Source organism: Streptomyces sp. NPDC002742, assembly GCF_042888885.1.
Lineage (GTDB): Bacteria > Actinomycetota > Actinomycetes > Streptomycetales > Streptomycetaceae > Streptomyces.
The window spans coordinates 46456-71205 of record NZ_JBIAQF010000026.1; the positions used below are offsets into that span (position 1 = coordinate 46456).

The following is a 24750-nucleotide window of genomic DNA, read 5'->3' on the forward strand; positions in this document are numbered from 1 at the left end:
TAATCCCGCCGTATTTTCGCGTCAGGGTTCCGGGTCCGGCTTCCCGCGCCCCGGCAGGCCGGGGTGCCGGGCCCCCGCCTCTCGCGCCCCGGCAGGCCGGCCTCCCGCCCCTGGCTCCCGTCCCGGCGAGCCGGGATCCCGCGTCCCGGCGGAGGCGCGGACACCTCCGCCGGTCGCCTCGGCGTCAGCCCCAGGCCAGTGCCACGGCCCGGCGCGCCCCCTCCAGGTCCACCGGCAAGCCGGACTCGGCCAGTGCCGAGCCCAGTCCCGCGAGGCAGGCATGGACGGCACCCCGGGTGGCGTCGGGGCCGTAGTGGTTCACGCGGATCATCGACGCCGCGAGAGCGCCGCCACCTGCAGCGAGCGGCAGCGAGGGATCCGCGGCCAGCGCCTTGGCGACCACGGCGGACGCGTCCACGTCCTCCGCCACCCGCAGCGTGGTGGCCACGGGCGCCGCGTCGGAGGCTGCGTCCACATACGGCGCGAGGCCCCCGCCGAGGGCCACGGCTCCCGCCCGGGTGGCCGCGGCCGCCGAGGCGTGACGGGCCATCACCACGTCGAGACCCTCGCCCTCGATCCGCTCGACACACGCCTCCAGTGCCAGCATCTCCAGCTGCGCCGGGGCGTGCGGCAGAGCGGTGCGGCCCGCGTCGACCCATCGCTCCTTCCAGTCCAGCAGGGAGAGGTAGGAGCGGCGCGGGGCGCCGGGGTTCGCGGCCATCCGCGCCCACGCCCGCTCGCTCACCGACACCGCCGACACCCCGGCGGGACCGCCCATCGCCTTCTGCGCTCCGATCACGCACAGGTCGACGCCCCAGGCGTCCGGCAGCACCGGCTCGGCGCCGATCGACGCGACGGCGTCCAGGTAGAAGAGCGCGCCCCTCTCCCGTACGACCTCGCCGATCTCCGCCACCGGGTTGGTGTTCCCGGTGGCCGCCTCGGCGTGCACGAGCGACACGAAGTCGATCGACGGGTGCTCGTCGAAGGCCTCGCGGACCTGTTCGGCGGTGACCGCGGTGTGGAACGGCACCGCCAGGTCGATCACGGTCGCCCCGCAGTCCCGCAGCCAGTTCCCGAAGGTCTGGCCGTAGGGGCCGGTGATGACGTTCAGCGCGGTGGTGCCGGGACCGGCCGTGCCCCGAATGGCCCCCTCCAGGGGCAGCAGTGCCTCGCCCTGCATGATCACGACGTCCTGCTCGGTGGAGAGCAGCCGGGCGACCCGGTCCTCGATCGACGCGAAGCGGGCGGCGCTCAGCGGCGCCAGGTCAAGGAAGGGGTGGGTCACGGTGGTGCTCTCTTCGCTCACGGTGGGGTCGACGACCCGAGCGTAACCGGCGGCCCGTGGCGCACCCGGACCGGCGAATTCTGAGGCCAGACGGCTCAGTGACCATCGGATTGATTTGAGGATCTCAAACCTTTCCTTATAATCGGATCCCTCTGTTCCCCCTCACAGGAGGTCTCCGTGTACTCGGTCCCCGGACGCCGGACCCGCATTCTGGCCGCCACCACCGCCACGGCCGGGCTGCTGCTCGTGGCCGGTTGTTCCTCGGACAACGGGGGCGGAAAGACCACGACCGCGAGCGGGGTCCCGCTGGTCAAGAGCGGTCAGCTCACGACGTGCACCCACCTGCCGTACCCGCCCTTCCAGTCTGAGATCGACGGCAAGGTGCAGGGCTTCGACGTCTCGCTGATCGACCTGGTCGCCAAGAACCTCGGCGTGAAGCAGGCCGTCGTCGACACCCCCTTCGAGAACTTCAAGACGGGCGCGTTCCTCAACTCCGAGCAGTGCGACCTCGCCGCCGCCGGTATGACGATCACGCCGGAGCGCAAGAAGAACGTCGACTTCTCCGACCCGTACTTCGACGCCACCCAGGGGGTCCTGGTCGCCAAGAACAGCGGCATCACCTCCCTCGCCGACGTCAAGGCGAAGGGCAAGAAGCTCGGCGCCCAGGCGCAGACGACCGGTGAGGACTACGCCAAGAAGCAGGGCTTCGACCCGGTTTCCTTCGAGTCCTCCGACGCGGTCCTCAGCGGGCTGCGCAGCGGTCAGGTGCAGGCCGTCATCATCGACTACCCGGTCGTCCAAGGCTGGCTCAAGGACAAGGCCAACGCCGACGCCTTCAAGGTGGCCGACAACATCAACACCGGTGAGCAGTACGGCTTCACGGTGAAGAAGGGCAACACCAAGCTCGTCGCCGCCATCAACAAGGCCATCGCGGACGCGAAGGCCGACGGCACGTACAAGAAGCTCTACGAGCAGTGGATCGGCCCGTACGACGCGGCCGCGGCCTCCGCCTCCCCGTCCGCCTCATGAGTGGTGGCGACACACCCCTCCAGCCCCGCAGGTCCGGCCTGAGCCGGCGCCAGAAGCGCTCGCTCTCACGCGGCGCGCAGTACGTCGTCTTCGTCGCCGTCGTGATCGCCTTCGCGGTCACGGCGGACTGGGGCCGTCTGAAGAACCAGTTCTTCCAGTGGGACCTGGTCAAGCAGATGTTCCCGGAAGTCATCACGCTGGCGCTGAAGAACACCGTCCTCTACACGACGTTCGGTTTCGTCGTCGGGCTCGTACTGGGCATCGTCATCGCCTTGATGCGCCTGTCGTCGGTGGGCCCCTACCGCTGGGCGGCCGGAATCTACATCGAGGTCTTCCGCGGTCTGCCCGCCCTGGTGATCTTCATCTTCGTGGGCGTCGCGGTACCGCTCGCGTTCCCGGGCACGGAGATCCCGGGCGGAACGTACGGAAAGGTCGCCATCGCGCTCGGCCTGGTGGGGGCCGCCTACATGGCCGAGACCTTCCGCGCGGGCATCCAGGCCGTGCCCAAGGGGCAGATGGAGGCGGCCCGTTCGCTGGGCTTCTCGCATGCGCGGGCCATGGTCTCGATCATCGTCCCGCAGGCGTTCCGGATCATTGTCCCGCCGCTCACCAACGAACTCGTGACCCTTTTCAAGGACTCCTCGCTGGTGCTGTTCCTCGGCGTCACCCTGGAGGAGCGCGAGCTGTCCAAGTACGGTCGTGACCTGGCCAGCACGACCGCCAACTCCACGCCGATCCTGGTCGCGGGCCTGTGCTACCTGCTCGTCACGATCCCGCTCGGCTTCCTCGCACGACATCTCGAAGCCAAGAGGAAGGAGGCCACCAAGTGACCACCCCCGAGGTCCAGGTGAAGGATCTCCACAAGTCCTTCGGCGACAACGAGGTGCTGCGCGGCATCGACCTGGAGGTCGGGCAGGGCGAGGTGGTCTGTGTCATCGGGCCGTCCGGTTCCGGCAAGTCGACCCTGCTCCGCTGTGTGAACCTCCTGGAGGAGCCCAGCAAGGGTCAGGTGTTCGTCGGCGGTACGGAGGTCACCCACCCCGACGTCGACATCGACGCCGTACGCCGCCGTATCGGCATGGTCTTCCAGCAGTTCAACCTCTTCCCCCATCTGTCGGTGACCGGCAACCTCACGCTGCCGCAGCGCCGGGTGCTCGGCCGGGACAAGGCGGAGGCGGCCCGGATCGCCGCCGAGAACCTCGACCGGGTGGGCCTCGGGGAGAAGGCCGGCGCCTATCCGGCCTCGCTCTCCGGCGGCCAGCAGCAGCGCGTCGCGATCGCCCGCGCGCTCGCGATGGGGCCCGATGTGATGCTCTTCGACGAGCCGACCTCGGCGCTCGACCCCGAGCTCGTCGGAGACGTGCTCGCCGTCATGCGGATGCTCGCCGACGAGGGCATGACGATGATGGTCGTCACCCACGAGATGTCCTTCGCGCGCGAGGTCGCCGACCGGGTCGTGTTCATGGACGGCGGCGTGATCGTCGAGGAGGGCGCCCCGGCGCAGGTCATCGGCAACCCGGCCCAGGAGCGGACACGGCACTTCCTGTCCAGGCTGCTCGACCCGGCGAGGGCGGACGTCGAGGAGGACAGGACACCGGACGCGACGGACCACGAATAGGACCGGCCAGGACCGGTCGGGCGGGAAGCCGGACGGGCCGGGCGGGAAGCCGGACCGGCCGAGTGGGCAGGGGGAGCCGCCTCACTAAGGTGATTTCCATGAGCGATCACCCGGTACTGCACGTGAAGGGGCGGGTCCTCGTCGGACCCGACGACGTCCGCGACGAGCTGTGGGTCGTCGGCGGCCGGATCTCGTACGAGCGCCCCGGCGGCGCCCGTGACATCCGCACCGTCGAGGGCTGGGCACTGCCCGGCCTGGTCGACGCGCACTGCCATGTCGGGCTCGACGCGCACGGCCCGGTCCCGGCGGACGTCTCCGAGAAGCAGGCGCTGACCGACCGCGACGCCGGCACTCTCCTCCTCCGGGACGCCGGCTCGCCCTCCGACACCCGCTGGATCGACGACCGCGACGACCTCCCGAAGATCATCCGTGCGGGCCGGCACATCGCCCGCACCCGCCGCTACATCCGCAACTACGCCCACGAGATCGAGCCCGAGGACCTCGTCGCGTACGTCGCCCAGGAGGCCCGGCGCGGCGACGGCTGGGTCAAACTCGTCGGCGACTGGATCGACCGCGGCACCGGCGACCTGAGCGCCTGCTGGCCCCGCGAGGCGGTCGAGGCGGCGATCGCCGAGGCGCACCGGCTCGGCGCCCGGGTCACCGCGCACTGCTTCGCCGAGGACTCGCTCCGCGACCTGGTCGAGGCGGGCATCGACTGTATCGAGCACGCCACCGGCCTCACCGAGGACACCGTCCCGCTCTTCGCCGAGCGCGGTGTCGCCATCGTCCCCACACTCGTGAACATCGCCACCTTCCCGCGGCTCGCGGCCGGCGGCGAGGCCAGGTTCCCCCAGTGGTCGGCGCACATGCGACGTCTGCACGAGCGCCGCTACGACACCGTGCGCGCCGCCTACGACGCCGGCATCCCGGTCTACGTCGGCACCGACGCGGGCGGCTCCCTCGCGCACGGTCTGGTCGCGGCCGAGGTCGCCGAGCTCGTCACCGCCGGCATCCCACCCGTCGAGGCGCTCTCCGCCACCGCCTGGGGCGCCCGGCGCTGGCTCGGGAGGCCCGGCCTCGACGAGGGGGCACCCGCGGACCTCGTGGTCCACGAGGGGGACCCGCGCGCGGACGTACGGGTGCTGGCGGCTCCGCGTCGGGTGGTCCTCAACGGGCGGATCGTCGGCTGACACGTACCGCCCGGCTCGCGCGGCCGGTACGGCGAACACGGGCCATGCGCTGATACGGCGAACACGGGTCAGGGACACCCGATCCGGCGACGGACGGCACCGCCCCGCGACGACCAGAGCGATCGTCGCGGGCATCGGACCGTCCAGGCCGAACCAGGCGTTTCCGGGCGTGAGGGAATCCGTCCCCGCGTTCCCGGACCACGGACACGATCCGTGCCGCCCGGACGCGGAGCGAACACGGGGGACCAGCGTGCCCAACACCGTTCGGGCACACGGCTGAGCACGGATCCTGGCAACAGGACTTAATCCCGCTCAGCCCTCAGGAACGGTCCCACCCTTGAACAGCATCAACCACCGTGTGTCCGCACGCCGTTTCGCCGTCACCGCTGGTCCCACCGTCCTCGCCACGGGTCCCACCGCGCTGGCGGGCACGGGCTCCGCCCACGCGACCACCGACCACGGTCGCGCGAGCGCAGTCGTCCTCCGCACCGGACTCGACGTGTCCCTCCTCGACAAGACCCTGAACGTCCCGCTCGCGGTCTCCCTGAACGAGGTGCGGGCACCCGCCGGGGCCCCGCCGCCCTGAGCTCCGGCGGGTCCCGCTCCTCGGGCGCCGGACGGGCTGAACGGCCTCAGCCTGTCCGGCGCCCGAGGACCAGGCCGTTCAGGCCGAGGAAGAGGTCCGGGGCGGCGGCTCCGGTCACGGGCCGGACGAGGGCGGGGGAAGGGGCTGCCGGGGCGGGACAATCCCCGTTCCGCCTCCGCCCGTGCTTCCGCTCACGGTCATCGCCCGGTCCAGCGCCTGCAGGAACCGGTTGACCGTCGCCCGGTCCCGCACCGCGATCCGCAGCCACTCGTCCCCGAGCCCGGGGAACGTGTCCCCGCGCCGCACCGCGAACCCGAGATCGCGAAGAACCCGGCGCACCCCGGCGGCTCGCGGCAGCCGTACCAGGGCGAACGGTCCCTCCGCCGGCTCCACCACCCGTAGCCCGTCCGAACAGCCGAACTCCCGCAGCCCCGCCACCAGATGGGCACGGTCCGTGGCGATCCGCCGCGCCGCGTGCGCCGCCTCGGCGAGCGCCTGCGAGGACATGCAGGCCTCGGCCGCCGCGAGCGCGGGCGTCGAGACGGGCCAGAGCGGCTGGGCGCGCTCCAGTGCGGCGATCGTCCCGGGATCGGCGAGCACATAGCCGATCCGCAGGCCCGCGAGCCCCCACGTCTTCGTGAGACTGCGCAGCACGACGAGTCCGGGCACGTCCGTCCGCCCGGCCAGCGCCTCGCGCTCACCCGGCACCGCGTCCATGAACGCCTCGTCGACCACCAGCACCCGCCCGGGGCGGGCCAGTTCGGCGATCGCCGCCGCCGGGTGCAGGACGGACGTCGGATTGGTCGGATTGCCGATCACGACCAGGTCGGCGTCCTCGGGGACGGCCGCCGCGTCGAGCCGGAAGCCGTCCTCCTCGCGCAGCAGGACGCGGCCCACCGTGTGCCCGGCGTCCCGCAGCGCGGCCTCCGGCTCCGTGAACTGCGGATGCACGACGACCGGCCGGCGTACCCCCAGCGCCCGCGCGAGCAGCACGAAGGCCTCGGCCGCGCCCGCCGTGAGCAGCACCCGCTCCACCGGCAGCCCGTGCCGCGCCGCCACCGCGGCCCGCGCGGCCCGTCCGTCCGGGTAGGCAGCGAGCCCCGGCAGCGACGCGGTGATCCGGTCGAGCAACCAGGTGGGCGGGGTGTCCGCGCGGACGTTCACGGCGAGATCGGTGAGCTTGGATCCGTCGTCGCGCACCTCGGCGTCTCCGTGGTGCCGCAGATCGTGCCCGCCCTCGGCGGCCTCTTCAGCTCGCATGGGAATGCGTGTGTCCCCCGTGATGGTGGTGACCGTGTCCGTCGTGGTGGCCGTCGTCGTCCGGGTGGAAGTGCGGCTGCTGGGGGAGCCCCACCTTGTCCTCGAAGCCGGGCAGCGCGATCCGGTAGACGCAGGAGTCGCAGTTCATCCGCAGATCACCCTTCACCGCCTCCCGGTAGCGCTCCATGACCAGATCGAGCAGCTCGGGCTCGGGGCCGATGACCTCGGCGGAGCCCACCTCGACCCGCGGGTGAGCGGCGGCCCAGTCCTCCGTCTGCCGCCGCACCCGGTCCGGCAGGATACCGGTGAACAGGAAATAGGGCAGGACCACGATCCGGCGCGCGCCCAGCTTCACACAGCGGTCCAGGCCGGACGGCACGTCCGGCGCCGCCAGGGACACGAACGCCGTCTCGACGCCCGCGTATCCCCGGCCCTCCCACAGCAGTCGCGCGGCCTTGTGCACCTCGGCGTTGGCGTCCGGGTCGGTGGACCCGCGGCCCACGAGCAGCACCGTCACCTCGGCCCGCTCCTCGGGGGTCAGGACGCCTCCGCCGAGGGCTTCGTCGAGGCGCCGCTCCAGCACGGCGAGCAGCGAGGGATGCGGGCCCAGCGGACGGCCGTACGTGTAGGAGATCCCGGGGTGCCGCTCCTTCTCGCGGGTCAGCGCCGCCGGGATGTCACCCTTGGCGTGCCCGGCGGACACCAGCATCAGCGGCACGGCGGCGAAACGCCGTACCCCCTGCCCGACGAGTTCGCTCACGGCGTCGCCCAGCGGCGGCGGCGACAGCTCGATGAACCCCCCGGCGACGGGCAGTTCGGGATGGCGGCGCCCCAACTCTCGTACGAAGGAACGGAAGGCCTCGGCTCCGGCCTCGTCCCGGGTGCCGTGTCCGGCGATGAGCAGCGCGGGGGGCGGGGTGGTCACGATGTCTCCTTGGCGGCCGAGGTGGCCTCAGCGGTCGGCGGGGCCGTCTCGGCCCGATCGGTCTTCGCGGCCTGGTCGGCCTGAGCGGTTTGCGAGGCCTGGTCGGCCTTGGGAACAGGGTGGTACAGCAGGGCGTTGAGCGCGGCGGCCGCGACCGCCGAACCGCCCTTCTCGGACACGTTGCTGACGGCGGGCAGGCCGCTCTCGCGGAGCGCGGCCTTGGACTCGGCCGCGCCGACGAACCCGACGGGCAGACCGATCACGAGCGCCGGACCGGCGTCCAGTCGCAGCAACTCCTCCAGCGCGGTGGGCGCGCAGCCGATCACCCACAGCGCGCCGGGCCCGACCTGCTCGTACGCGAGCCGGACCGCGTGCGCCGAACGCGTCAGCCCTGGCCCCGACTCGGCGTCCTTGAGGCGGCAGACCGTGGCGCGGCGCGTGATGCCCGCCGCCACCATCTCGACGTCCACCACGACCGGCGCCCCGGCGTGCAGCGCCGCGTGCGCCCGTATCAGGACGTCCTCGTCGGTGACGAGATCGCTCGCGTACTCCAGGTCGGCGGCGGAGTGGATCACCCGCTCCACCACCGCGCGTGTCAGCGGCGGGAAGTGCGAGGTGTCCAGACGGGCACGCAGCCGCCGGAAGGACTCCTGCTCGATGGGGTGCACGACCCGGCTCCCGGGGAACACCCGGCTCGTTTCGCTCACTTGGGTTCCTCCTGCCAGCGGTAGCCGCGCGGTGTCACCATGCGCCCGGCGATCTCACGGGTCGCCGTGTTGCCCACGGTCACCACGGTCATCATGTCGACGATCGCCGGATCCAGGGACCCCAGCGACGTGACCCGGCTCGACTCGTCCGGGCGCGAGGCGTTGCGCACCACACCCACCGGAGTCGTCGGCTGCCGGTGCTCCGCGAGGATCGCGAGCGCCTTGGGGAGCTGCCAGTCCCGGCCCCGGCTGCGCGGGTTGTAGAACGTCACGACGATGTCGGCCTCGGCCGCGGCGCGCACCCGGCGCTCGATGACCTCCCACGGTGTGTGCAGGTCGGACAGGCTGATCGACACATGGTCGTGGCCGAGCGGCGCGCCGAGGATCGCCCCGGCCGCGAGCGCCGCGGTCACGCCCGGCACCCCGACGACGTCGATGTCGTCGGACGCCTCGGCCAGCGCGGGCGACGCCATCGCGTACACGCCCGCGTCACCGCTGCCGATCAGTGCGACGGCCTGCCCGCGGCGCGCCTCGGCCACCGCCGTGCGTGCGCGTTCCTCCTCGGCGCCGAGCCCCGACTCCAGGATCAGCGTGCCGGGCCGCAGCAGATCACGGATCTGGTCGACGTACTGGTCGAGCCCGACGAGCACCGCGGCCCGCCGCAGCTCCGCCGTCGCGCGCGGGGTGAGCAGATCGCGGGCGCCGGGACCGAGGCCCACGACCGCGAGCCGCCCGCGGGCCGGCCGGCGCACGACCGCGCAGGTCGCCATCGCGGGCCGCCCGTCCGGCCGCGCCGACTTCCGTTTGGGTACGAGGAGTTCGCCCCCGCCCACCAGTGCGGCGGCCTCCGCCACGGACGGCGTTCCGACGGCGGCGAGCGGCGCGTCGGAGGGATTCGGGACCGCCACGGCCGCCAGTTCCTCGGCGCTGTACGTGAGGACCGTCACCCCGAGCCGAGCGGCGGCGCCGAGGATGCCGGGCTCCCCGGACTTGGCGTCCACGGTGGCGAGTGCGGCCACCGACCTGGCGGAAAGACCGGCCTCCCGCAGAGCGTCCTCGACGAGCCCGAGGACCTCCTCCACGGGAGCGCCCCGGGAGGCGCCGACCCCGACCACGAGGGACGGCGGGCGCAGGACGACCTCGCGCGCGGCGGGTTCACGTACGCGGTCCGAGACGCGAACGACGGCGGCCCCCGCCGCCGCCGGGCTCCCCACGTTCGGCGGCAGCGCGGGCAGCGGCCAGACCGACTCCGCCTCCAGCAGCACCGGTTCGCCGTCCAGCATGGCCCGCGAGACCCCGGCGACATCCCCTTCCACCGGGAAGCCCAGGGTGTCGAGACCGGGCACCCCCACCGCGTCGGTCGCCGTCGTCACCACCGGCTCGGCGCCGAGCAACTCACCGACCTCGCGGGCGAGTTCGTTCGCCCCGCCGGCGTGGCCGCCGACCAGCGACACGGCGAACCGTCCCGCCTCGTCGACGCACACCACTCCGGGGTCCGACCCCTTGTCCGAGAGGAGAGGCGCGACGAGCCGTACGACCGCGCCCGTGGCGAGGAAGCACACCAGCTGGTCGCACTCCCCGAAGGCCCGCCGCACGGCGTCCGCCACCGGCCCGTCGTACACCCGGGCACGCGTGGACCAGGCCGCGGCGAGCCGGTCGCGGGCCGCCGCGCCCGCCGACGTGGCGGAAATCAGGCCGATCACTGGGGAACTCCTTCGGTACGGGCCGGAGGCCGGACGCCCCACAGCACGAAGACGGGATTGGTCGCCGCGAGCCGGGAGACGTCACCCGGCAGCGGGGCGAGCCGCGACGACTGCAACAGGACGCCGTCGCAGGCGAATCCGGCGGTGGTGAGCGCGTCCCGGGCGGCCGGCACCCGGTCGAGCGAGGCCATCGCGATCACGACGGCCCGCCGGGCCCGGCGCGCGCACTCCGTGACGATGGCGGGCAGTTCACGTCCGCCGCCGCCGATGAAGACCGCGTCCGGGTCGTCCAGTTCGGACAGCACCGTGGGCGCGGCCCCGTGCACGACCCGCACGTCCACGCCGTGCGCCGCCGCGTTGGCGCGGATACGGTCGCAGCCGTCGCGGGTCTTCTCGACGGCCGTCACCGCGGCGCCGAACCGCGCGCACTCCACGGCGACGGAACCCGAGCCCGCGCCGACGTCCCAGACCAGCTCGCCGAGCCGCGGTCCGATCCGGGCCAGCGCCAGCGCCCGTACCTCGAACTTGCTGATCATCGAGTCGCGGTGGGTGAACTCGCTCTCGTCCAGGGCCCATCGGTCGGGTCCGGCAGCCGGCCCCGCGACCGTCCGCACGGGATTCAGGGCCCGCGACTCGTCCAGGCACAGCACGACGTTGACCGCCGTACCCCAGTCGCGGGCGGCGGCCTCGGCGGGCGTGACCCGCTCGACGCGCTCGCGCTCCGGGTCGCCGAGGGCGCTCGCCACGACGAGGACCCGCTCCGTGCCGTGCCGGGCGAGGGCGGCGCCCAGCTCGGCGGGACCGGACCCCGGACCGGTCAGCACGGCCGCCTTGGGCCCCGACCGGCAGATCTGGACGGCCGTACGAAGATCACGCCCGTGCGCGCTGACCACCACCGCGTCGTCCCAGGGCAGCCCGAGCCGGGCGAAGGCGGTCGCCACCGACGAGACACCGGGGCGCACGTCCAGCCGCTCGGCCCCGAACCGCTCGGCCAGCGCCCGTACGATCCCGAAGAACCCGGGGTCGCCCGAAGCGAGCACCACGACCGGGCCACCGCGTGCCCCGTCGTCCGCGTACCGCTCGATGCGGTCCAGCGCGGGTGCCAGCGGCCCGAGCACCACCCGCTCCGCCCGCTCGGGCAGCCCGGCCGCCGCCAGATGCCGCCCGGCACCCACGACCAGCCCGGCCCCGGCGAGCGCGCCCGTGACGTCCGGGGACCGCGGCGCCCCCGTGCCCGTACCGACGACGGTGATCACCCGGGAGCGGTCCGCCGGTGCGGCGGACCCATCCGCCGCGCCGATCGGCTCGCCCTCCGCCGCGGTCGACTTCCCCTCCGGGCCGACGACGTCCACGTTCACGACGCGGGGCCCTGGGCACCGCTCCGGCGCGCGGCGCGCAGCTCGGCGCGCGCCTGCGGGTCGGCCTTGCGGAAGCCGTGGAAGTGACCGGGGTGGTAGAGGTGCGAGCGGGTGCCGCTCGCGTCGAGCGCCGGGCCGACCAGGAAGAGGGTGTGCTTCCAGAGCTTGTGCTCCTTGACGGTCTCCTCCAGCGTGCCGATCGTGCACTTCACGATCAGCTCCTCCGGCCAGGTCGCCTGGTAGGCGACCACGACCGGTGTGTTCGTCGGATAGCCGCCCTCCAGCAGCTCCCGCACCAGCTGGCCGCTGCGCGCCGCCGACAGGAACAGCGCCATCGTCGTGCCGTGCTTCGCGAACTCCCGTACCTCCTCGCCGGGCGGCATCGGCGTCTTGCCGCCGCCGAGCCGGGTGAGGATCACGGACTGCGCGACCTCGGGAATCGTCAGCTCGCGCCGCGCGATCGCGGCCACCGCGGAGAAGGACGAGACACCGGGCACGATCTCGGTCTCGACGCCGAGCTCGGCGCACCGGTCGACCTGCTCCTGCGTGCCGCCCCACAGGGCCGGGTCGCCGGAGTGGATCCGTGCCACCCGCAGTCCCTTCGCACGAGCACGCTCGTAGACGGCGACGACGTCCTCCAATGACATCGTGGCGGAGTCGAGGATCTCGGCGCCCTCGCGCGCGTGGTCGAGGACCTCCGCCTGCACCAGGCTCGCCGCCCAGATCACGACGTCGGCCTCGGCGATCGCGCGCGCGGCGCGGAACGTCAGCAGGTCGGCGGCGCCGGGGCCGGCACCGACGAAGGTCACTTTGCCGGTGGGGGCATCGGCCATGGGAATCGGTCCTCTCCTACGAGAAATCTGGGGTGCTGCGAAAGGTTCGGTGGGCGCGGGGCCGTCGCCCCGGGTGCGCGACCGGGGGTGGATCGGATAGCAAGGGCCTATGGCGGTCCTCGTCGCGCTCGGCGCGTTCCTGATGACGCTGGCCGGCGGCTGGACGGCGCAGCGCGTGACCGACCGCCGCCATCTGGTCCTCGGCCTGGCCGGAGGGCTGATGCTCGGCGTGGTCGGCCTCGACCTGCTGCCGGAGGCGCTGGCCGCGGCGGGCACGGAGGTGTTCGGCGTACCGGCCGCGCTGCTCCTCTTCGTGGCCGGCTTCCTGCTGGCCCATCTGGTCGAACGCCTGCTCGCCCACCGCCAGGCCGCGCACGGCGGGGACGAGAACGACGGACGGGCGCCCGAGGTGGGCCTCACGGCGGCCGCCGCGATGGTCGGGCACAGCGCGATGGACGGCGTCGCGATCGGCGCCGCCTTCCAGGTCGGCGGCGGCATGGGCCTCGCGGTCTCCCTGGCGGTGATCGCCCATGACTTCGCGGACGGCTTCAACACGTACACGATCACGAGCCTGTACGGGAACGCCCGCCGCAAGGCCCTGCTCATGCTGTACGCCGACGCGGCGGCCCCCATGATCGGCGCCGCCTCCACCCTCTTCTTCACCATCCCCGAGCCGCTGCTCGGCGGCTACCTCGGCCTCTTCGGCGGCGTGCTCCTCTACCTCGCCGCCGCCGAGATCCTGCCGGAGGCGCACCACGAGCACCCCGCCCGCTCGACCCTGCTGTGCACGGTCGCCGGCGTGGCCTTCATCTGGCTGGTGGTGGGCCTCGCGTCCTGAGCCCGCAGGGCCCGCCGCCCATGGCGAGTCCAGGGGGTCCGCCGCGTGTGCCGGGCGGGCCGGACGCGCGCCGTCCCGTGAGCGTGGCGCGTCCGCCGGGTGGGCGGGGGTCACAGCTTGCCCCCGCGTTTCCCGTCACGCGGCGCGGGCGCGATGAGCGTCGAGAGGTAGGGGAGCGGCTCACCGTCGAGTTCGCCCGCCGGCCGGATCGACTCGTCCTCGAGGCCGAGCGCCGACCCCCAGACGGCGTCGTCGATCCGTCCGCTGTCGCGCAGCGCCTCGGCGACCTCCCGGGCCTGCCGCCCGAACTTGTACGCGACCACGGTGCCGGGCCCGTTCAGCGCGTCCTTGAGCACGGCGGACCCCGCCGTCACCGGGACGAGCGTGAGCGGCTCGGTCCCCTCGGTGAGGACGGCCCCCGACCGCGCGGCGAGCTCCTGCATGGCGGTGATACCGGGGACGGTCTCCACGACCGTGCCGGGAACCAGCTCCGCGATGGTGTGGGCGAGGTAGGTGAAGGTCGAGTACACGTTCGGGTCGCCGATGGTGGCGAAGGCGACCGTGCCGTGCCGGCCGAGAAGGCCCGCGACCCGCTCACCGGCGGCGTCCCAGGCGGCCTCGCGCCGCCCCCGGTCGCTCCGCTCGTTGAGCGCGAACACCACCCGGACGACCTTCTCCTCGGGCACGTAGTGCAGGACGGTCGCCTCGGCCCGCCCCCGTTCGCCGCCGTCCTTCCCGTCCGGCGCGGCCATGACGGGCACGACGACGACCTCGGCGGCGCGCAGGGCGTTGACGCCCTTGACGGTCACCAGCTCCGGGTCGCCGGGGCCCACCCCGACCCCGATCAGCTTGCTGCTCATGACGTCAGGCACCTCTCGACGAACCGACGGGCCACACCGGGCTCGGACGCCCAGTGCGTGTGCAGATAACTCGCGTGCACGCCTTGCTGCACGAATCCTTCGACGCGCCGCTCGGGCGCGCGCATGCCCCAGGCGGGAGCCGGCCCGGCGCCGGGCTCCACGACGGTCCGGTGGAACTCGTGTCCGCGCATCCGGGTACCGGCCGCGGCCAGCACGCTGTCGCCGAGGGCCACGGCGTCCCGGTAGCCGAGGGTGAGCCGCTCGTCCATCCGGGCCACGGCGTCGAGCACCCCGCACATGGGCCGCCCGTCGAGCTCCCGCGCCAGATACAGCAGTCCGGCACACTCGGCCGCGACCGGCGCCCCGCCGAACGCCAGTTCCGCGACGGCCTTGCGCAGCGGCTCGTTGGCGGACAGCTCGGGCGCGTACATCTCGGGGAACCCGCCGCCGATGACCAACCCGCCGGTCCCGTCGGGCAGTTGCTCGTCCCGGAGCGGATCGAAGGTGACGACCTCGGCCCCGGCGGCGGTGAGCAGCTCGGCGTGTTCGGCGTAGGAGAAGGTGAAGGCGGGACCGCCGGCCACGGCAACTCGCCTCACCCCGGCCGGAGTTCGGTCCCGCGACGCGTCCGGTGTCCCGGCGGCGCGGGAGGTGTCCGCTTCCGAGGCGGAGAAGGCGGGGACGGCCGCCCCGGTGGCCGCCTCGGCCGACGAGCGAACCGCCTCGGCCGCGTCCCAGGCCGGACCCGGCACCGCACCCGCGCCGCGCGCCAGCGCGAAGAGCGCGTCCAGATCGCATCCGGCGCGCACCTGCCCGGCCATCGCGGCGACCGCCTCGACCGCTTCCGAACGCCGTTCGGCGACCGGTACCAGCCCCAGATGGCGCGACGGCGTATCGACCTGCGGGGCCCTCCGCAGGACGCCGAGCACCGGTACCCCGGACGCGTCCAGCGCTTCCCGGAGCATGGCCTCGTGCCGTTCGGACCCCACCTTGTTGAGGATCACCCCCGCGACCCGCACCTCGGGGTCCCAGGAGGCGAACCCGTGCACCAGCGCGGCCACGGACCGCGACTGCGAGGACGCGTCGACGACCAGCACCACCGGTGCCCGCAGCAGTTTCGCCACGTGCGCGGTGGACGCGAGTTCCCCCTCGCCCGCGGCCCCGTCGTACAGCCCCATCACGCCCTCGACGACCGCGAGATCGCATCCGCGCGCCCCGTGCGCGAACAGCGGTCCGATCAACTCGGCGCCGCACAGGTACGCGTCGAGATTCCGTCCCACCCGCCCGGTGGCCAGGGCGTGATACCCGGGGTCGATGTAGTCGGGCCCCACCTTGTGCGGGGACACGGCGAGGCCCCGCGAGGCGAAGGCCGCCATCAGCCCCGTGGCCACGGTGGTCTTGCCGCTGCCCGAGGAGGGCGCGGCGATGACCAGCCGGGGAACGGACGACGTCACCACTCGATGCCCCTCTGCCCCTTCTGGCCGGCGTCCATCGGATGCTTGACCTTGGACATGTCGGTCACGAGATCGGCCAGTTCGACCAGCTTCTCCGGGGCGTTGCGCCCGGTGATCACGACGTGCTGGGTGCCCGGACGGTCCCGCAGCACCGCGACGACCTCATCGGTGTCGATCCATCCCCAGTGCATCGGGTACGCGAACTCGTCGAGCACGTACAGCTTGTACGTCTCGGCGGCGAGGTCGCGCTTGACCTGCTCCCAGCCCTCGCGGGCCTTCTCCTCGTTGTCCATCTGGGCGTCGCGCTGGACCCAGGACCAGCCCTCGCCCATCTTGTGCCAGTCGACGGTCCCGCCCTCGCCGGAGGCGCCGAGCACGCGCAGCGCGTTCTCCTCGCCGACCTTCCACTTCGCCGACTTGACGAACTGGAACACCCCGATGGGCCACCCCTGGTTCCAGGCGCGCAGCGCGAGCCCGAACGCGGCCGTCGACTTGCCCTTGCCGATCCCCGTGTGCACGACGACCAGCGGCCGGTTACGGCGCTGACGGGTCGTCAGACCGTCCTCCGGTACGACACTCGGCTGTCCCTGCGGCACTAGGCGGCCCTCCTCGAAGTTCCCTGCACGTCCCGGACCAGCCCGGCGATCGAATCGGCGCGCAGCTCGTCCAGGGTCACCGGCGTGCCGCCCAGTTCCCCCGCGAGCTGCCCCGCGAGCCCGAGCCGCACCGCTCCCGTCTCGCAGTCGACGACCACGGAGGCGACGCCCTCGGCGGCGAACAGTCGGGCCGCACGCCCCGCCAGGGCAACCGGCTCCGGACCACCCGTGGCCCGCCCGTCGGTCACCACCACGACGAGCGCCCGCCGCGCCGGATCCCGCAGCCGTTCGACGCGCAGCACCTCGTGCGCCCGCAGCAGCCCGGCCGCGAGCGGCGTCCGGCCGCCCGTCGGCAGCGACTCCAGCCGGGTCGCCGCCGCGTCCACGGACGAGGTCGGCGGCAGCGCGACCTCGGCCGCCGAGCCCCGGAAGGTCACCAGACCCACCTTGTCCCGCCGCTGGTAGGCGTCGAGCAGCAGCGACAGCACGGCGCCCTTGACGGCGCCCATCCGCTGCCGCGCGGCCATCGACCCGGAAGCGTCGACCACGAAGAGGACGAGGTTCCCCTCGCGCCCCTCTGTCAGTGCCTGCCGCAGATCGTCCCGGCGCACCACCAGCCCTGGCCCGGAGCGACCCCGCGCCCGCTGATGGGGTGCCGCAGCCTGGACGGTGGCCGCCAGATGCAGCTTGGACAGCTTCCCCTGCGGTCGCCGGGCCCCCGTCGTCCGCCCGTGCTCGGTCCGCGCCCGCGAACGCCGCCCGGCGGCACCCTGGCCGATCCCGGGCACGCTCAGCGTCTTCGTACGAAAGGGCTCGGCGGCCCGTACGGGCGCCTGCTCGCCGGCGCCCTGCCCGGCCGGCGCCTGCCCGTCGTCCGACGGCTCGCCCTGCGCCGGGACGTCACCGGCGGGGGAGCCGTCGTCCGGCCCGTCCTGGGGCGGCTGCCCGCCCCCGCCGGGCCCGTCCGGATCCGGGTCCGGATCGTCGTCGGAAGGACCCTCGCCGGAAGTTTCGTCCGATCCCGCGAACTCCTCCAGCGTCTCGTCGAGTTTGGCCTCGTCGATCCCCGGCGCGTCGAACGGGTTGCGCCGCCGCCGGTGCGGCAGCGCGAGCAGCGCCGCCTGCCGTACGTCCTCGGCGATCACCTCGGTGCGTCCCGCCCACGCGGCGAGCGCGGTCGCGGTCCGTGCCATCACGATGTCGGCGCGCATGCCGTCCACCTCGAAGGCCGCGCAAGTCGCCGCGATCTGCAGCAGCGGCCCGTCTCCGAGGCGCACGGAGGGCAGCAGCGCGCGGGCCGCCACGATCCGCGCCCGCACAGCGGCCTCCTCGTCGGCCCAGCGCGCGGCGAAGCCGGCCGGGTCGTCGTCGTACGCGAGGCGCCGCCGTACGACCTCCACCCGCTGATCGGGCTCGCGCGAGGCGGCGACCTCTACGGTCAGACCGAAACGGTCCAACAATTGGGGTCGCAGTTCGCCCTCTTCGGGGTTCATGGTGCCGACGAGCAGGAAGCGTGCCGCATGCCGTACGGAGACACCCTCGCGTTCCACGTACGAGGCACCCATCGCGGCGGCGTCCAACAAGAGGTCCACGAGATGGTCGTGGAGGAGATTGACCTCGTCGACGTAGAGGATCCCGCGGTGCGCATCAGCGAGTAGGCCTGGTTCGAACGACTTCACACCTTCGGCCAGGGCGCGCTCGATGTCCAGGGACCCGACGAGCCGGTCCTCGGAGGCCCCGACGGGCAGTTCGACCATGCGGGCCGGGCGTTGCGTGCCGGTCGCCGCCTCGTGCGGCCCGTCCGGGCACGCCGGATCGGGAGCGGTGGGGTCACACGAGAAGCGGCACCCGGGAACGACGGCCACTTCCGGCAACAGCGCCGAAAGGGCGCGCACCGCCGTCGACTTGGCGGTGCCCTTCTCGCCGCGGACCAGTACACCGCCCACGGCGGGCGACACGGCGTTCAGCAGCAGCGCGAGCCGCAGGTCGTCCTGACCGACGACAGCGGTGAACGGATAGGGCGTGCTCACGCGGCGATCACTCCTTCGGGTGCTTCGTGTCGCACTTGCATGTGCCGTGACGGCCCGGCTGGCACGCTCACAGGATGTTCCCCGCCGATGCGGGGGTGGTCCGGCGCCGTTGTATCCGTGACGGCGGATGGCAGCTTGCTCCCCGCTGACGCGGGGATCTCGGGGAGGCTCACGCGTCTCCCTCCAGATCTCCCTCAAGTTCGAGGTAGGTCGCCCGGAGCCGGTCCAGGGTCTCCTGGTCCGGCTCCGCCCACAGCCCCCGGTCCGCCGCCTCCAGCAGCCGCTCCGTGATGCCGCGCAGCGCCCAGGGGTTGGACTTGCGCATGAACTCCTGGTTCTCCGGCGCGAACACGTACTCGGACGCCAATTTCTCGTACATCCAGTCATCGACAACGCCCGCCGTGGCGTCGTACCCGAACAAGTAGTCCACTGTGGCTGCCATTTCGAACGCACCCTTGTACCCGTGCCTTCTCATCGCGCTCATCCAGCGAGGATTGACCACCCGTGCGCGGAAAACCCTGTGTGTCTCCTCGCCCAGCGTGCGCGTCTTCACCTGGTCCGGTACGGCCGAGTCGCCCACGTACGCCTCGGGGGAGGCCCCCGTCAGATGCCGCACCATGGCGACCATGCCGCCGTGGTACTGGAAATAGTCGTCCGCGTCGACGAGGTCGTGCTCACGGGTGTCGACATTTTTGGCAGCGACCGCGATCCGCTTGAACGCCGTCTCCATGTCCCCCCGTGCCGCCCGCCCGTCCAGCCCGCGCCCGTAGGCGTACCCGCCCCACACCGCGTACACCTCGGCGAGGTCGGCGTCGCTCCTCCAGTTCCGCGCGTCGATCAGAGGCAGCAGACCCGCGCCGTACGCGCCCGGCTTGGAGCCGAAGATACGGGCGGTCGCGCGCCGTCGGTCACCGTGCTCGGCGGTGTCCTCGTCGGCGTGCTTGCGCACGTAGTTCCGGTCGGCGGGCTCGTCCAGTTCGGCGACCGCGCGCACCGCGTCGTCGAGCAGACCGACGACGTGCGGGAACGCGTCCCGGAAGAAGCCCGAGATGCGGACCGTGACGTCGATGCGCGGGCGTCCTAGCTCGTCGAGCGGGACGACCTCGAAACCGGTGACGCGCCGCGACGCGTCGTCCCACACCGGTCGGCAGCCCAGCAGCGCGAGGATCTCCGCGATGTCGTCGCCCTGGGTGCGCATGGCGGACGTGCCCCACACCGTCAGCCCGACGGACGTCGGGTAGGCGCCCGTGTCCTGCAGATAGCGCTGGACGAGGGAGTCCGCCAGCGACTGGCCGACCTCCCAACTGAGCCTGGACGGAATGGCCTTGGGATCGACCGAGTAGAAGTTGCGGCCGGTCGGCAGGACGTTGACGAGCCCGCGCGTCGGTGAACCGGACGGGCCCGCCGGGACGAAACCGCCGTTCAGCGCCTTGAGGATGTGCCCGATCTCGTCCGTCGTACGGGCGAGCCGCGGGACGACCTCGCGGCAGGCGAACTCCAGCACCGCGACGGCGTCGGGGAGTTCGACGCCCAGCACCTCGCGCACGAGCGCCGGGACGGTGGCCGCGTCCCAGCCGCGCTCCTCCATGCCAAGGGCCGCCCGGCGGCAGAGCTGCTCCAGCAGGTCGATCGCGTCGGCCGCCGTGCGGGCCGGGCCCTCGACCAGGTCCGTCAGTTCGACGGACACCTTCGCCGGAGCGCCCGGCTCGGCGAGCAACTCCTTCTCCACCAGGCCGAAGTGCTCGGCGAGGCAGGCGCGCAGACCGGGCAGCGCGTTCGCCGCGCCGCCCCACACCTGCGAGGCGCGCAGCACGGCGAGCACGAGGTTCACCCGCGGCTCGGCCTCCGGACCGCCGCCCAGGATGTGCAGGCCGTCGCGGATCTGTACGTCCTTGATCTCGCACAGATAGCCGTCGATGTGCATCACGAACGAGTCGAAGTCGCCGTCGTCCGGCTGCTCGTCGACGTGCAGGTCGTGATGCAGCTCGGCCGCCTTGACCAGCGTCCAGATCTGCGCCCGGACCGCCGGGGCCTTCGTCGGGTCCAGGTCGGAGACGAGCGCGTACTCGTCGAGGAGCTGCTCCAGTTTGGCCAGGTCCCCGTAGGTGTCCGCGCGGGCCATCGGCGGTACGAGGTGGTCGACGACGGTGGCGTGCCCGCGGCGCTTGGCCTGCGTGCCCTCGCCGGGGTCGTTGACGATGAACGGGTAGACCAGGGGGAGTTCGCCGAGAACGGCGTCGGGGGCGCAGCCGCCGCTGAGCCCGAGGCCCTTGCCCGGCAGCCACTCCATCGTGCCGTGCTTGCCCATGTGCACGACGGCGTCCGCGCCGAAGCCGCCTTGAGAAGATGCTGCCTCCAGCCAGCGGTAGGCCGCCATGTAGTGGTGCGACGGTGGCATGTCGGGGTCGTGGTAGATGGCGATCGGGTTCTCGCCGAAGCCGCGCGGCGGCTGGATCATCACGACGACGTTCCCGAACTCCAGGCACGCCAGCACGATGTCGTCGCCGTCGACGTAGAGGGAGCCCGGCGGCTCGCCCCAGGCCTCCAGCATGCCCTCGCGCAGCGCGGGGTCGAGCGTGTCGAACCAGGCCCGGTAGTCGGCGAGCGGCACGCGCGCGGGAGCGGCGGCGAGCTGCTCCTCGGTCAGCCACTCCACGTCGTGGCCGCCGGCCGCGATGAGCCGGTGGATCAACTCGTCGCCGTTGTCGGGGTATTCGGTGAGGGCGTAGCCCGCGTCCCGGAGCGCGTCGAGCACCCGTACGGCCGAGGCGGGGGTGTCGAGGCCGACCGCGTTACCGACCCGGGAGTGCTTGGTCGGGTAGGCGGTGAAGACGATCCCGAGCTTTTTCTCCGAGTTCGGCTTGTGCTTCAACAGGGCGTGCCGCAGGGCGATTCCGGCGACCCGGGCGGCCCGCTCGGGGTCGGCGACGTACACCGGGACGTCGTCCGGTCCCTGTTCCTTGAAGGAGAACGGCACGGTGACGATCCGGCCGTCGAACTCCGGGATCGCGACCTGCATCGCCGCGTCCATGGGGGACAGGGCCGCGTCCGACGCCTCCCAGGCGCTCTTCGACGAGGTCAGGCAGAGCCCCTGGAGCACCGGGATGTCGAGGTCGGCGAGCGCCCCGATGTCCCAGGCCTCCTCGTCGCCGCCCGCGGACGCCTCCGCGGCGTGCGTGCCGCCCGCCGCGAGGACCGTGGCGACGAGCGTGTCGGCCCGGCCGAGGATCTCGTACAGGCCAGGGTCGGCGCCACGCAGCGAACCGCAGTACACGGGAAGGGCGTTGGCGCCGCGCGCCTCGATCGCGTCGCACAGCGTGTCCACGAACGCGGTGTTCCCGGACAGTTCGTGGGCCCGGTAGAACAGCACACCGACGGTCGGGCGGCCCTCGACGAACTCACGCTCGCCGTGGACGCCGAACTCCGCGCTCTTGTGCGGCTCCTCGAAACCCTCGCCCGTCAGCAGCACGGTGTCCGAGAGGAACCGGGCGAGCTCGGCGAGGTTGGCCGGGCCGCCCTCGACGAGATAGCGCAGCGCCTCGGCCACCACACCCGCGGGCACCGACGACTCGGCCATCAGCTCTGCGTCGGGGACGGACTCGCCGCCGAGCAGCACGGTCGGGATGCCCGACGCCTTCAGGAAGGCCAGCCCGTCCTCCCAGGCCCGCTTGCCGCCGAGCAGCCGTACGACGGCGACGTCCGCGCCCTCGACGAGCGCGGGGAGTTCGCCCGCGACGTCCACCCGGGTCGGATTGCCGATCCGGTAGGCGGTTCCACCGGCGCGGGCGGCCAGCAGATCCGTGTCGGCGGTCGACAACAACAACACTGTGCTCATGCGGGTGCTCCCGGTGGGATGAAGGGCAGTCCTTGCGGCGCGCCGGACTCGATGAGCCGCCACAGCGCGTCCGTGTCCGCGTGTTCCTCGATCAGGTCGCCGAGCCGGTCCAGCTGCTCCTCGCGCAGCGCCGCGAACGACGTGTCGGGCGCCGGCACGAAGCGGCGGCCCGCGGCGGCGGCCACCTCGCGAAGGAAGGCCCGCCGGAATCCGTCCGACTCCAGTGATCCGTGCCAGTGCGTGCCCCAGACGGCGCCTACCCGGCACCCGTCCAGGCTGTTTCCCCCGGCATCGCACATGAACGTGTCGCCGCCGCTGACCTCGGCGACGCCGTGATGGATCTCGTACCCCTCGACGTGTTCGCCGAGGGCCTCGCCGACCGGCCGCGTCAGCGTCTTCTCCCGCGCGAACCGCACGCGGACGGGCAGCAGGCCGAGTCCGTCGACGTGACCGGCGCGCGACTCGACCTCGTCCTCGATGTGCCGTCCGAGGATCTGGTAGCCACCGCAGATGCCGAGCACGGGACGCCCCTCGGCGGCGCGCCGCGCGATCGCGTCCGCGAGGCCGCGCTCACGCAGCCACTCCAGTGCCTTCACCGTGCCCCGGGTCCCGGGCACGACGACCAGGTCCGCGTCGGCCAGTTCCTCGGCCCGGTCCACGAACCGCACCACGACGCCGGGTTCGGCGGCCAGCGCGTCCACGTCGGTGAAGTTGGACATCAGCGGGATCGCGCAGACGGCCACCCGCAGGATGTCCGCGCCGACGGGGGAGGAGACGGACGACTCGCGGACGGCCCCGCGCAGCGAGACACGCAGCCCGTCCTCCTCGTCTATGCCCAGGCCGTGCTGGAAGGGCAGGACGCCGTAGGTGCGCCGGCCGGTGAGGCCGTGCAGCATGTCGAGGCCGGGCTCCAGCAGGCCGACGTCGCCCCGGAACTTGTTGACGAGGAACCCGGCGACGAGCGCCTGGTCCTCGGGGGACAGCAGCGCGACCGTCCCGAAGAACGAGGCGAACACACCGCCCCGGTCGATGTCTCCGACGATGAGCACGGGAAGCCCCGCGTTGCGCGCCACTCCCATGTTCACGATGTCGGTGCGCCGCAGATTGATCTCGGCCGGACTGCCGGCGCCTTCACAGATCACCGCGTCATACGTGCCCCGCAACTGAGCCAGACAGTCGAGGACGGTCCCGAGGAGTGCCTCCTGACGCCCTCCGCGCAGCCGTTCCCCGCTCGGCCCGGCGCCCGGCAGCGGCTCCCCGGCGGGCCCGGACGCCCCGAAGAACCCGCGCGCGCTCATCTCGCCGACCGGCCTGCCCATCAGGACGACCTGGCTGGTGCGGTCGCTGCCCGGCTTGAGCAGCACGGGATTCATCAGCGCGGTCGGCTCCACGCGGGCGGCCTGTGCCTGCATGGCCTGCGCCCGCCCGATCTCGGCTCCCTCGCGCGTCACGAACGAGTTCAGGGACATGTTCTGCGCCTTGAAGGGCGCGACCTTGACGCCCTGGCGCACCAGCCACCGGCAGATCCCGGCGGTCACCACGCTCTTGCCGGCGTCGGAGGTGGTCCCGGCGATCAGCAGCCCGCCGCTCATGCGGTGCGCCCCTTCCTGGTGAGCCGAGCCGTGAGCAGCACCCGTCCGGCGGCGCTCACGCCGAGCGCGAGCCAGCCGACGCGCCGGGAGAGCCGTACGGCCCGTTCGATGTCGTGGACCTGGACGGCGCGCCCCGCGCCGTTGAGCACGGGCCGGTGCTCGACCCGTCCCCCGTAGGAGAGGGTGCCGCCGAGGCGCACGCCGAGCGCGCCCGCGAAAGAAGCCTCCACGGGCCCGGCGTTGGGGCTCGGATGCTTGCGGGCGTCCGCGCGCCAGGCGCGCACGGCCCCGCGCGGGTCGCAACCGGCCACGGCCGCGAGGACGGCGGTCAGCCGGGCTCCCGGCCAGCCGGCGACGTCGTCGAGCCGGGCCGAGGCCCAGCCGTAGCGCCGGTGCCTGGGGGACTTGTGCCCGACCATGGCGTCGAGCGTGTTCACGGCGCGGAAGGCGACGAGTCCGGGCACACCGGCGGCGGCGCCCCAGACCAGGGCGCCGACGACGGCGTCGGAGGTGTTCTCGGCGACGGACTCGACGACGGCCCGCGCGATCCCGTCGGCGTCGAGCGCCTGCGGATCGCGGCCGCACAGATGCGGCAGCCGCTCCCGGGCCGCGTCGAGGTCACCGGCCGCGAGCGCGCCACCGATCGCCCGCGCCTCACGGCCCAGGGAGGTCCCTCCGACGACGGCCCAGGTGGCGGCGGCCGTCAGCGCGACGGAAGCGGTACGGGAGGTGCGTACGGTACGGCTCGTGAGCGCGGCGAGTCCGGTGGCACCGCCCACGCAGACGGCGGTGTGCAGTGCGCCCCACCCGCGGTGGTCGCGCCACAGTGTCCGCTCCACGGCCGCGGCGGCCCGCCCGAACGCGGCGACCGGATGCCCCCGGCGGGGATCGCCGAGCAGCAGGTCGCCCAGGAGGCCGGCGGCGGCGCCGTACGCGAAGACGCGATCGGCACGCACGGGGTCAGCCCGCGGTCGGGTGGAGTGGAACCCTCGTACTCAGCGGATCGGGAAACGGGCAGCCGCGCATGGCGATATGTCCTCACTCAGGGTGT

General features: G+C 73.1%; 19 protein-coding genes and 2 pseudogenes. 7 read left to right on the plus strand and 14 right to left on the minus strand.

Features of this window, described 5'->3' with window-relative positions; genetic code table 11:
- Positions 1-184: 184 nt before the first annotated feature.
- Complete coding sequence (locus tag ACFYW8_RS34880; RefSeq protein WP_389087942.1) at positions 185-1285, minus strand: pyridoxal-phosphate-dependent aminotransferase family protein; 1101 nt, start codon at positions 1283-1285, stop codon at positions 185-187.
- Between the two features lie 177 nt (positions 1286-1462).
- On the opposite strand from ACFYW8_RS34880, the gene ACFYW8_RS34885 reads away from it, so the two are divergent.
- The 6 genes and pseudogenes from ACFYW8_RS34885 to ACFYW8_RS34910 all read left to right on the plus strand — a co-directional run.
- Positions 1463-2314, plus strand: a complete 852-nt coding sequence (locus tag ACFYW8_RS34885) for a transporter substrate-binding domain-containing protein (protein ID WP_389087594.1) — start codon at positions 1463-1465, stop codon at positions 2312-2314.
- Complete coding sequence (locus ACFYW8_RS34890; protein ID WP_389087599.1) at positions 2311-3144, plus strand: amino acid ABC transporter permease; 834 nt, start codon at positions 2311-2313, stop codon at positions 3142-3144. The genes ACFYW8_RS34885 and ACFYW8_RS34890 overlap by 4 nt, the downstream gene beginning before the upstream one ends.
- On the plus strand, positions 3141-3932 hold the full coding sequence (locus ACFYW8_RS34895) for an amino acid ABC transporter ATP-binding protein (RefSeq protein WP_389087605.1): 792 nt from the start codon (positions 3141-3143) through the stop codon (positions 3930-3932). The genes ACFYW8_RS34890 and ACFYW8_RS34895 overlap by 4 nt, the downstream gene beginning before the upstream one ends.
- A 98-nt stretch (positions 3933-4030) precedes the next feature.
- Positions 4031-5122, plus strand: a complete 1092-nt coding sequence (locus ACFYW8_RS34900) for an amidohydrolase family protein (RefSeq protein ID WP_365877649.1) — start codon at positions 4031-4033, stop codon at positions 5120-5122.
- A 72-nt stretch (positions 5123-5194) separates the two neighbouring features.
- Positions 5195-5463, plus strand: a pseudogene (locus tag ACFYW8_RS34905) (IS200/IS605 family accessory protein TnpB-related protein); the annotation flags it as partial.
- Positions 5460-5696 (plus strand): annotated as a pseudogene (locus ACFYW8_RS34910) (hypothetical protein); the annotation flags it as partial. The pseudogenes ACFYW8_RS34905 and ACFYW8_RS34910, both read left to right, overlap by 4 nt.
- A gap of 126 nt (positions 5697-5822) precedes the next feature.
- Here the strand turns inward: ACFYW8_RS34910 and cobC are convergent.
- From cobC to cobM, 6 genes are all read right to left on the minus strand, one after another.
- Complete coding sequence (gene cobC, locus ACFYW8_RS34915) at positions 5823-6968, minus strand: Rv2231c family pyridoxal phosphate-dependent protein CobC (RefSeq protein ID WP_389087612.1); 1146 nt, start codon at positions 6966-6968, stop codon at positions 5823-5825.
- Entirely contained in the window at positions 6958-7893 is a 936-nt protein-coding gene (locus ACFYW8_RS34920) for a sirohydrochlorin chelatase (protein ID WP_389087617.1), read from the minus strand. Before ACFYW8_RS34920 ends, cobC begins: the two co-directional genes overlap by 11 nt.
- Entirely contained in the window at positions 7890-8600 is a 711-nt protein-coding gene (locus ACFYW8_RS34925; RefSeq protein WP_389087622.1) for a precorrin-8X methylmutase, read from the minus strand. The genes ACFYW8_RS34920 and ACFYW8_RS34925 overlap by 4 nt, the downstream gene beginning before the upstream one ends.
- Complete coding sequence (cobJ, locus tag ACFYW8_RS34930) at positions 8597-10303, minus strand: precorrin-3B C(17)-methyltransferase (RefSeq protein ID WP_389087627.1); 1707 nt, start codon at positions 10301-10303, stop codon at positions 8597-8599. The genes ACFYW8_RS34925 and cobJ overlap by 4 nt, the downstream gene beginning before the upstream one ends.
- Complete coding sequence (gene cbiE, locus ACFYW8_RS34935) at positions 10300-11559, minus strand: precorrin-6y C5,15-methyltransferase (decarboxylating) subunit CbiE (protein WP_389087948.1); 1260 nt, start codon at positions 11557-11559, stop codon at positions 10300-10302. Before cbiE ends, cobJ begins: the two co-directional genes overlap by 4 nt.
- Before the next feature lie 98 nt (positions 11560-11657).
- Positions 11658-12494: a precorrin-4 C(11)-methyltransferase gene (cobM, locus tag ACFYW8_RS34940; protein ID WP_389087632.1), complete on the minus strand. Its 837-nt coding sequence runs from the start codon at positions 12492-12494 to the stop codon at positions 11658-11660.
- A gap of 109 nt (positions 12495-12603) precedes the next feature.
- Here cobM and ACFYW8_RS34945 point away from each other — a divergent pair, with 109 nt between their 5' ends.
- On the plus strand, positions 12604-13332 hold the full coding sequence (locus ACFYW8_RS34945) for a ZIP family metal transporter (protein WP_365877637.1): 729 nt from the start codon (positions 12604-12606) through the stop codon (positions 13330-13332).
- Positions 13333-13442: 110 nt separating this feature from the next.
- Here the strand turns inward: ACFYW8_RS34945 and cobI are convergent, their stop codons facing one another.
- The 7 genes from cobI to ACFYW8_RS34980 form a co-directional block, all read right to left on the minus strand.
- Entirely contained in the window at positions 13443-14192 is a 750-nt protein-coding gene (gene cobI / locus ACFYW8_RS34950; RefSeq protein ID WP_365877635.1) for a precorrin-2 C(20)-methyltransferase, read from the minus strand.
- The gene (locus ACFYW8_RS34955; protein ID WP_389087643.1) at positions 14189-15649 is read right to left on the minus strand and encodes a cobyrinate a,c-diamide synthase; all 1461 of its coding nucleotides are present in this window, start codon (positions 15647-15649) and stop codon (positions 14189-14191) included. The genes cobI and ACFYW8_RS34955 overlap by 4 nt, the downstream gene beginning before the upstream one ends.
- Positions 15643-16242, minus strand: a complete 600-nt coding sequence (gene cobO / locus ACFYW8_RS34960; RefSeq protein WP_365877631.1) for a cob(I)yrinic acid a,c-diamide adenosyltransferase — start codon at positions 16240-16242, stop codon at positions 15643-15645. The genes ACFYW8_RS34955 and cobO overlap by 7 nt, the downstream gene beginning before the upstream one ends.
- Positions 16242-18272, minus strand: coding sequence for a putative cobaltochelatase (locus ACFYW8_RS34965; RefSeq protein ID WP_389087654.1), 2031 nt, complete (start codon positions 18270-18272; stop codon positions 16242-16244). The genes cobO and ACFYW8_RS34965 overlap by 1 nt, the downstream gene beginning before the upstream one ends.
- A 169-nt stretch (positions 18273-18441) precedes the next feature.
- Positions 18442-22107: a cobaltochelatase subunit CobN gene (gene cobN, locus ACFYW8_RS34970; protein ID WP_389087659.1), complete on the minus strand. Its 3666-nt coding sequence runs from the start codon at positions 22105-22107 to the stop codon at positions 18442-18444.
- Positions 22104-23699 (minus strand): cobyric acid synthase, encoded by a 1596-nt coding sequence (locus tag ACFYW8_RS34975; protein ID WP_389087665.1) that lies wholly within the window; start codon positions 23697-23699, stop codon positions 22104-22106. The genes cobN and ACFYW8_RS34975 overlap by 4 nt, the downstream gene beginning before the upstream one ends.
- On the minus strand, positions 23696-24655 hold the full coding sequence (locus ACFYW8_RS34980; protein WP_389087671.1) for a cobalamin biosynthesis protein: 960 nt from the start codon (positions 24653-24655) through the stop codon (positions 23696-23698). The genes ACFYW8_RS34975 and ACFYW8_RS34980 overlap by 4 nt, the downstream gene beginning before the upstream one ends.
- Between the last annotated feature and the right edge of the window lie 95 nt (positions 24656-24750).

Bases quoted from the DNA above. Each gene is read 5' to 3' on its own strand.
- ACFYW8_RS34890 (WP_389087599.1), top strand. From the start codon at position 2,311: ATGAGTGGTGGCGACACACCCCTCCAGCCCCGCAGGTCCGGCCTGAGC.
- ACFYW8_RS34900 (WP_365877649.1), top strand. From the start codon at position 4,031: ATGAGCGATCACCCGGTACTGCACGTGAAGGGGCGGGTCCTCGTCGGA.
- cobC (WP_389087612.1), bottom strand. From the start codon at position 6,968: ATGCGAGCTGAAGAGGCCGCCGAGGGCGGGCACGATCTGCGGCACCAC.
- cobM (WP_389087632.1), bottom strand. From the start codon at position 12,494: ATGGCCGATGCCCCCACCGGCAAAGTGACCTTCGTCGGTGCCGGCCCC.
- ACFYW8_RS34945 (WP_365877637.1), top strand. From the start codon at position 12,604: ATGGCGGTCCTCGTCGCGCTCGGCGCGTTCCTGATGACGCTGGCCGGC.
- cobI (WP_365877635.1), bottom strand. From the start codon at position 14,192: ATGAGCAGCAAGCTGATCGGGGTCGGGGTGGGCCCCGGCGACCCGGAG.
- cobN (WP_389087659.1), bottom strand. From the start codon at position 22,107: ATGAGCACAGTGTTGTTGTTGTCGACCGCCGACACGGATCTGCTGGCC.
- ACFYW8_RS34975 (WP_389087665.1), bottom strand. From the start codon at position 23,699: ATGAGCGGCGGGCTGCTGATCGCCGGGACCACCTCCGACGCCGGCAAG.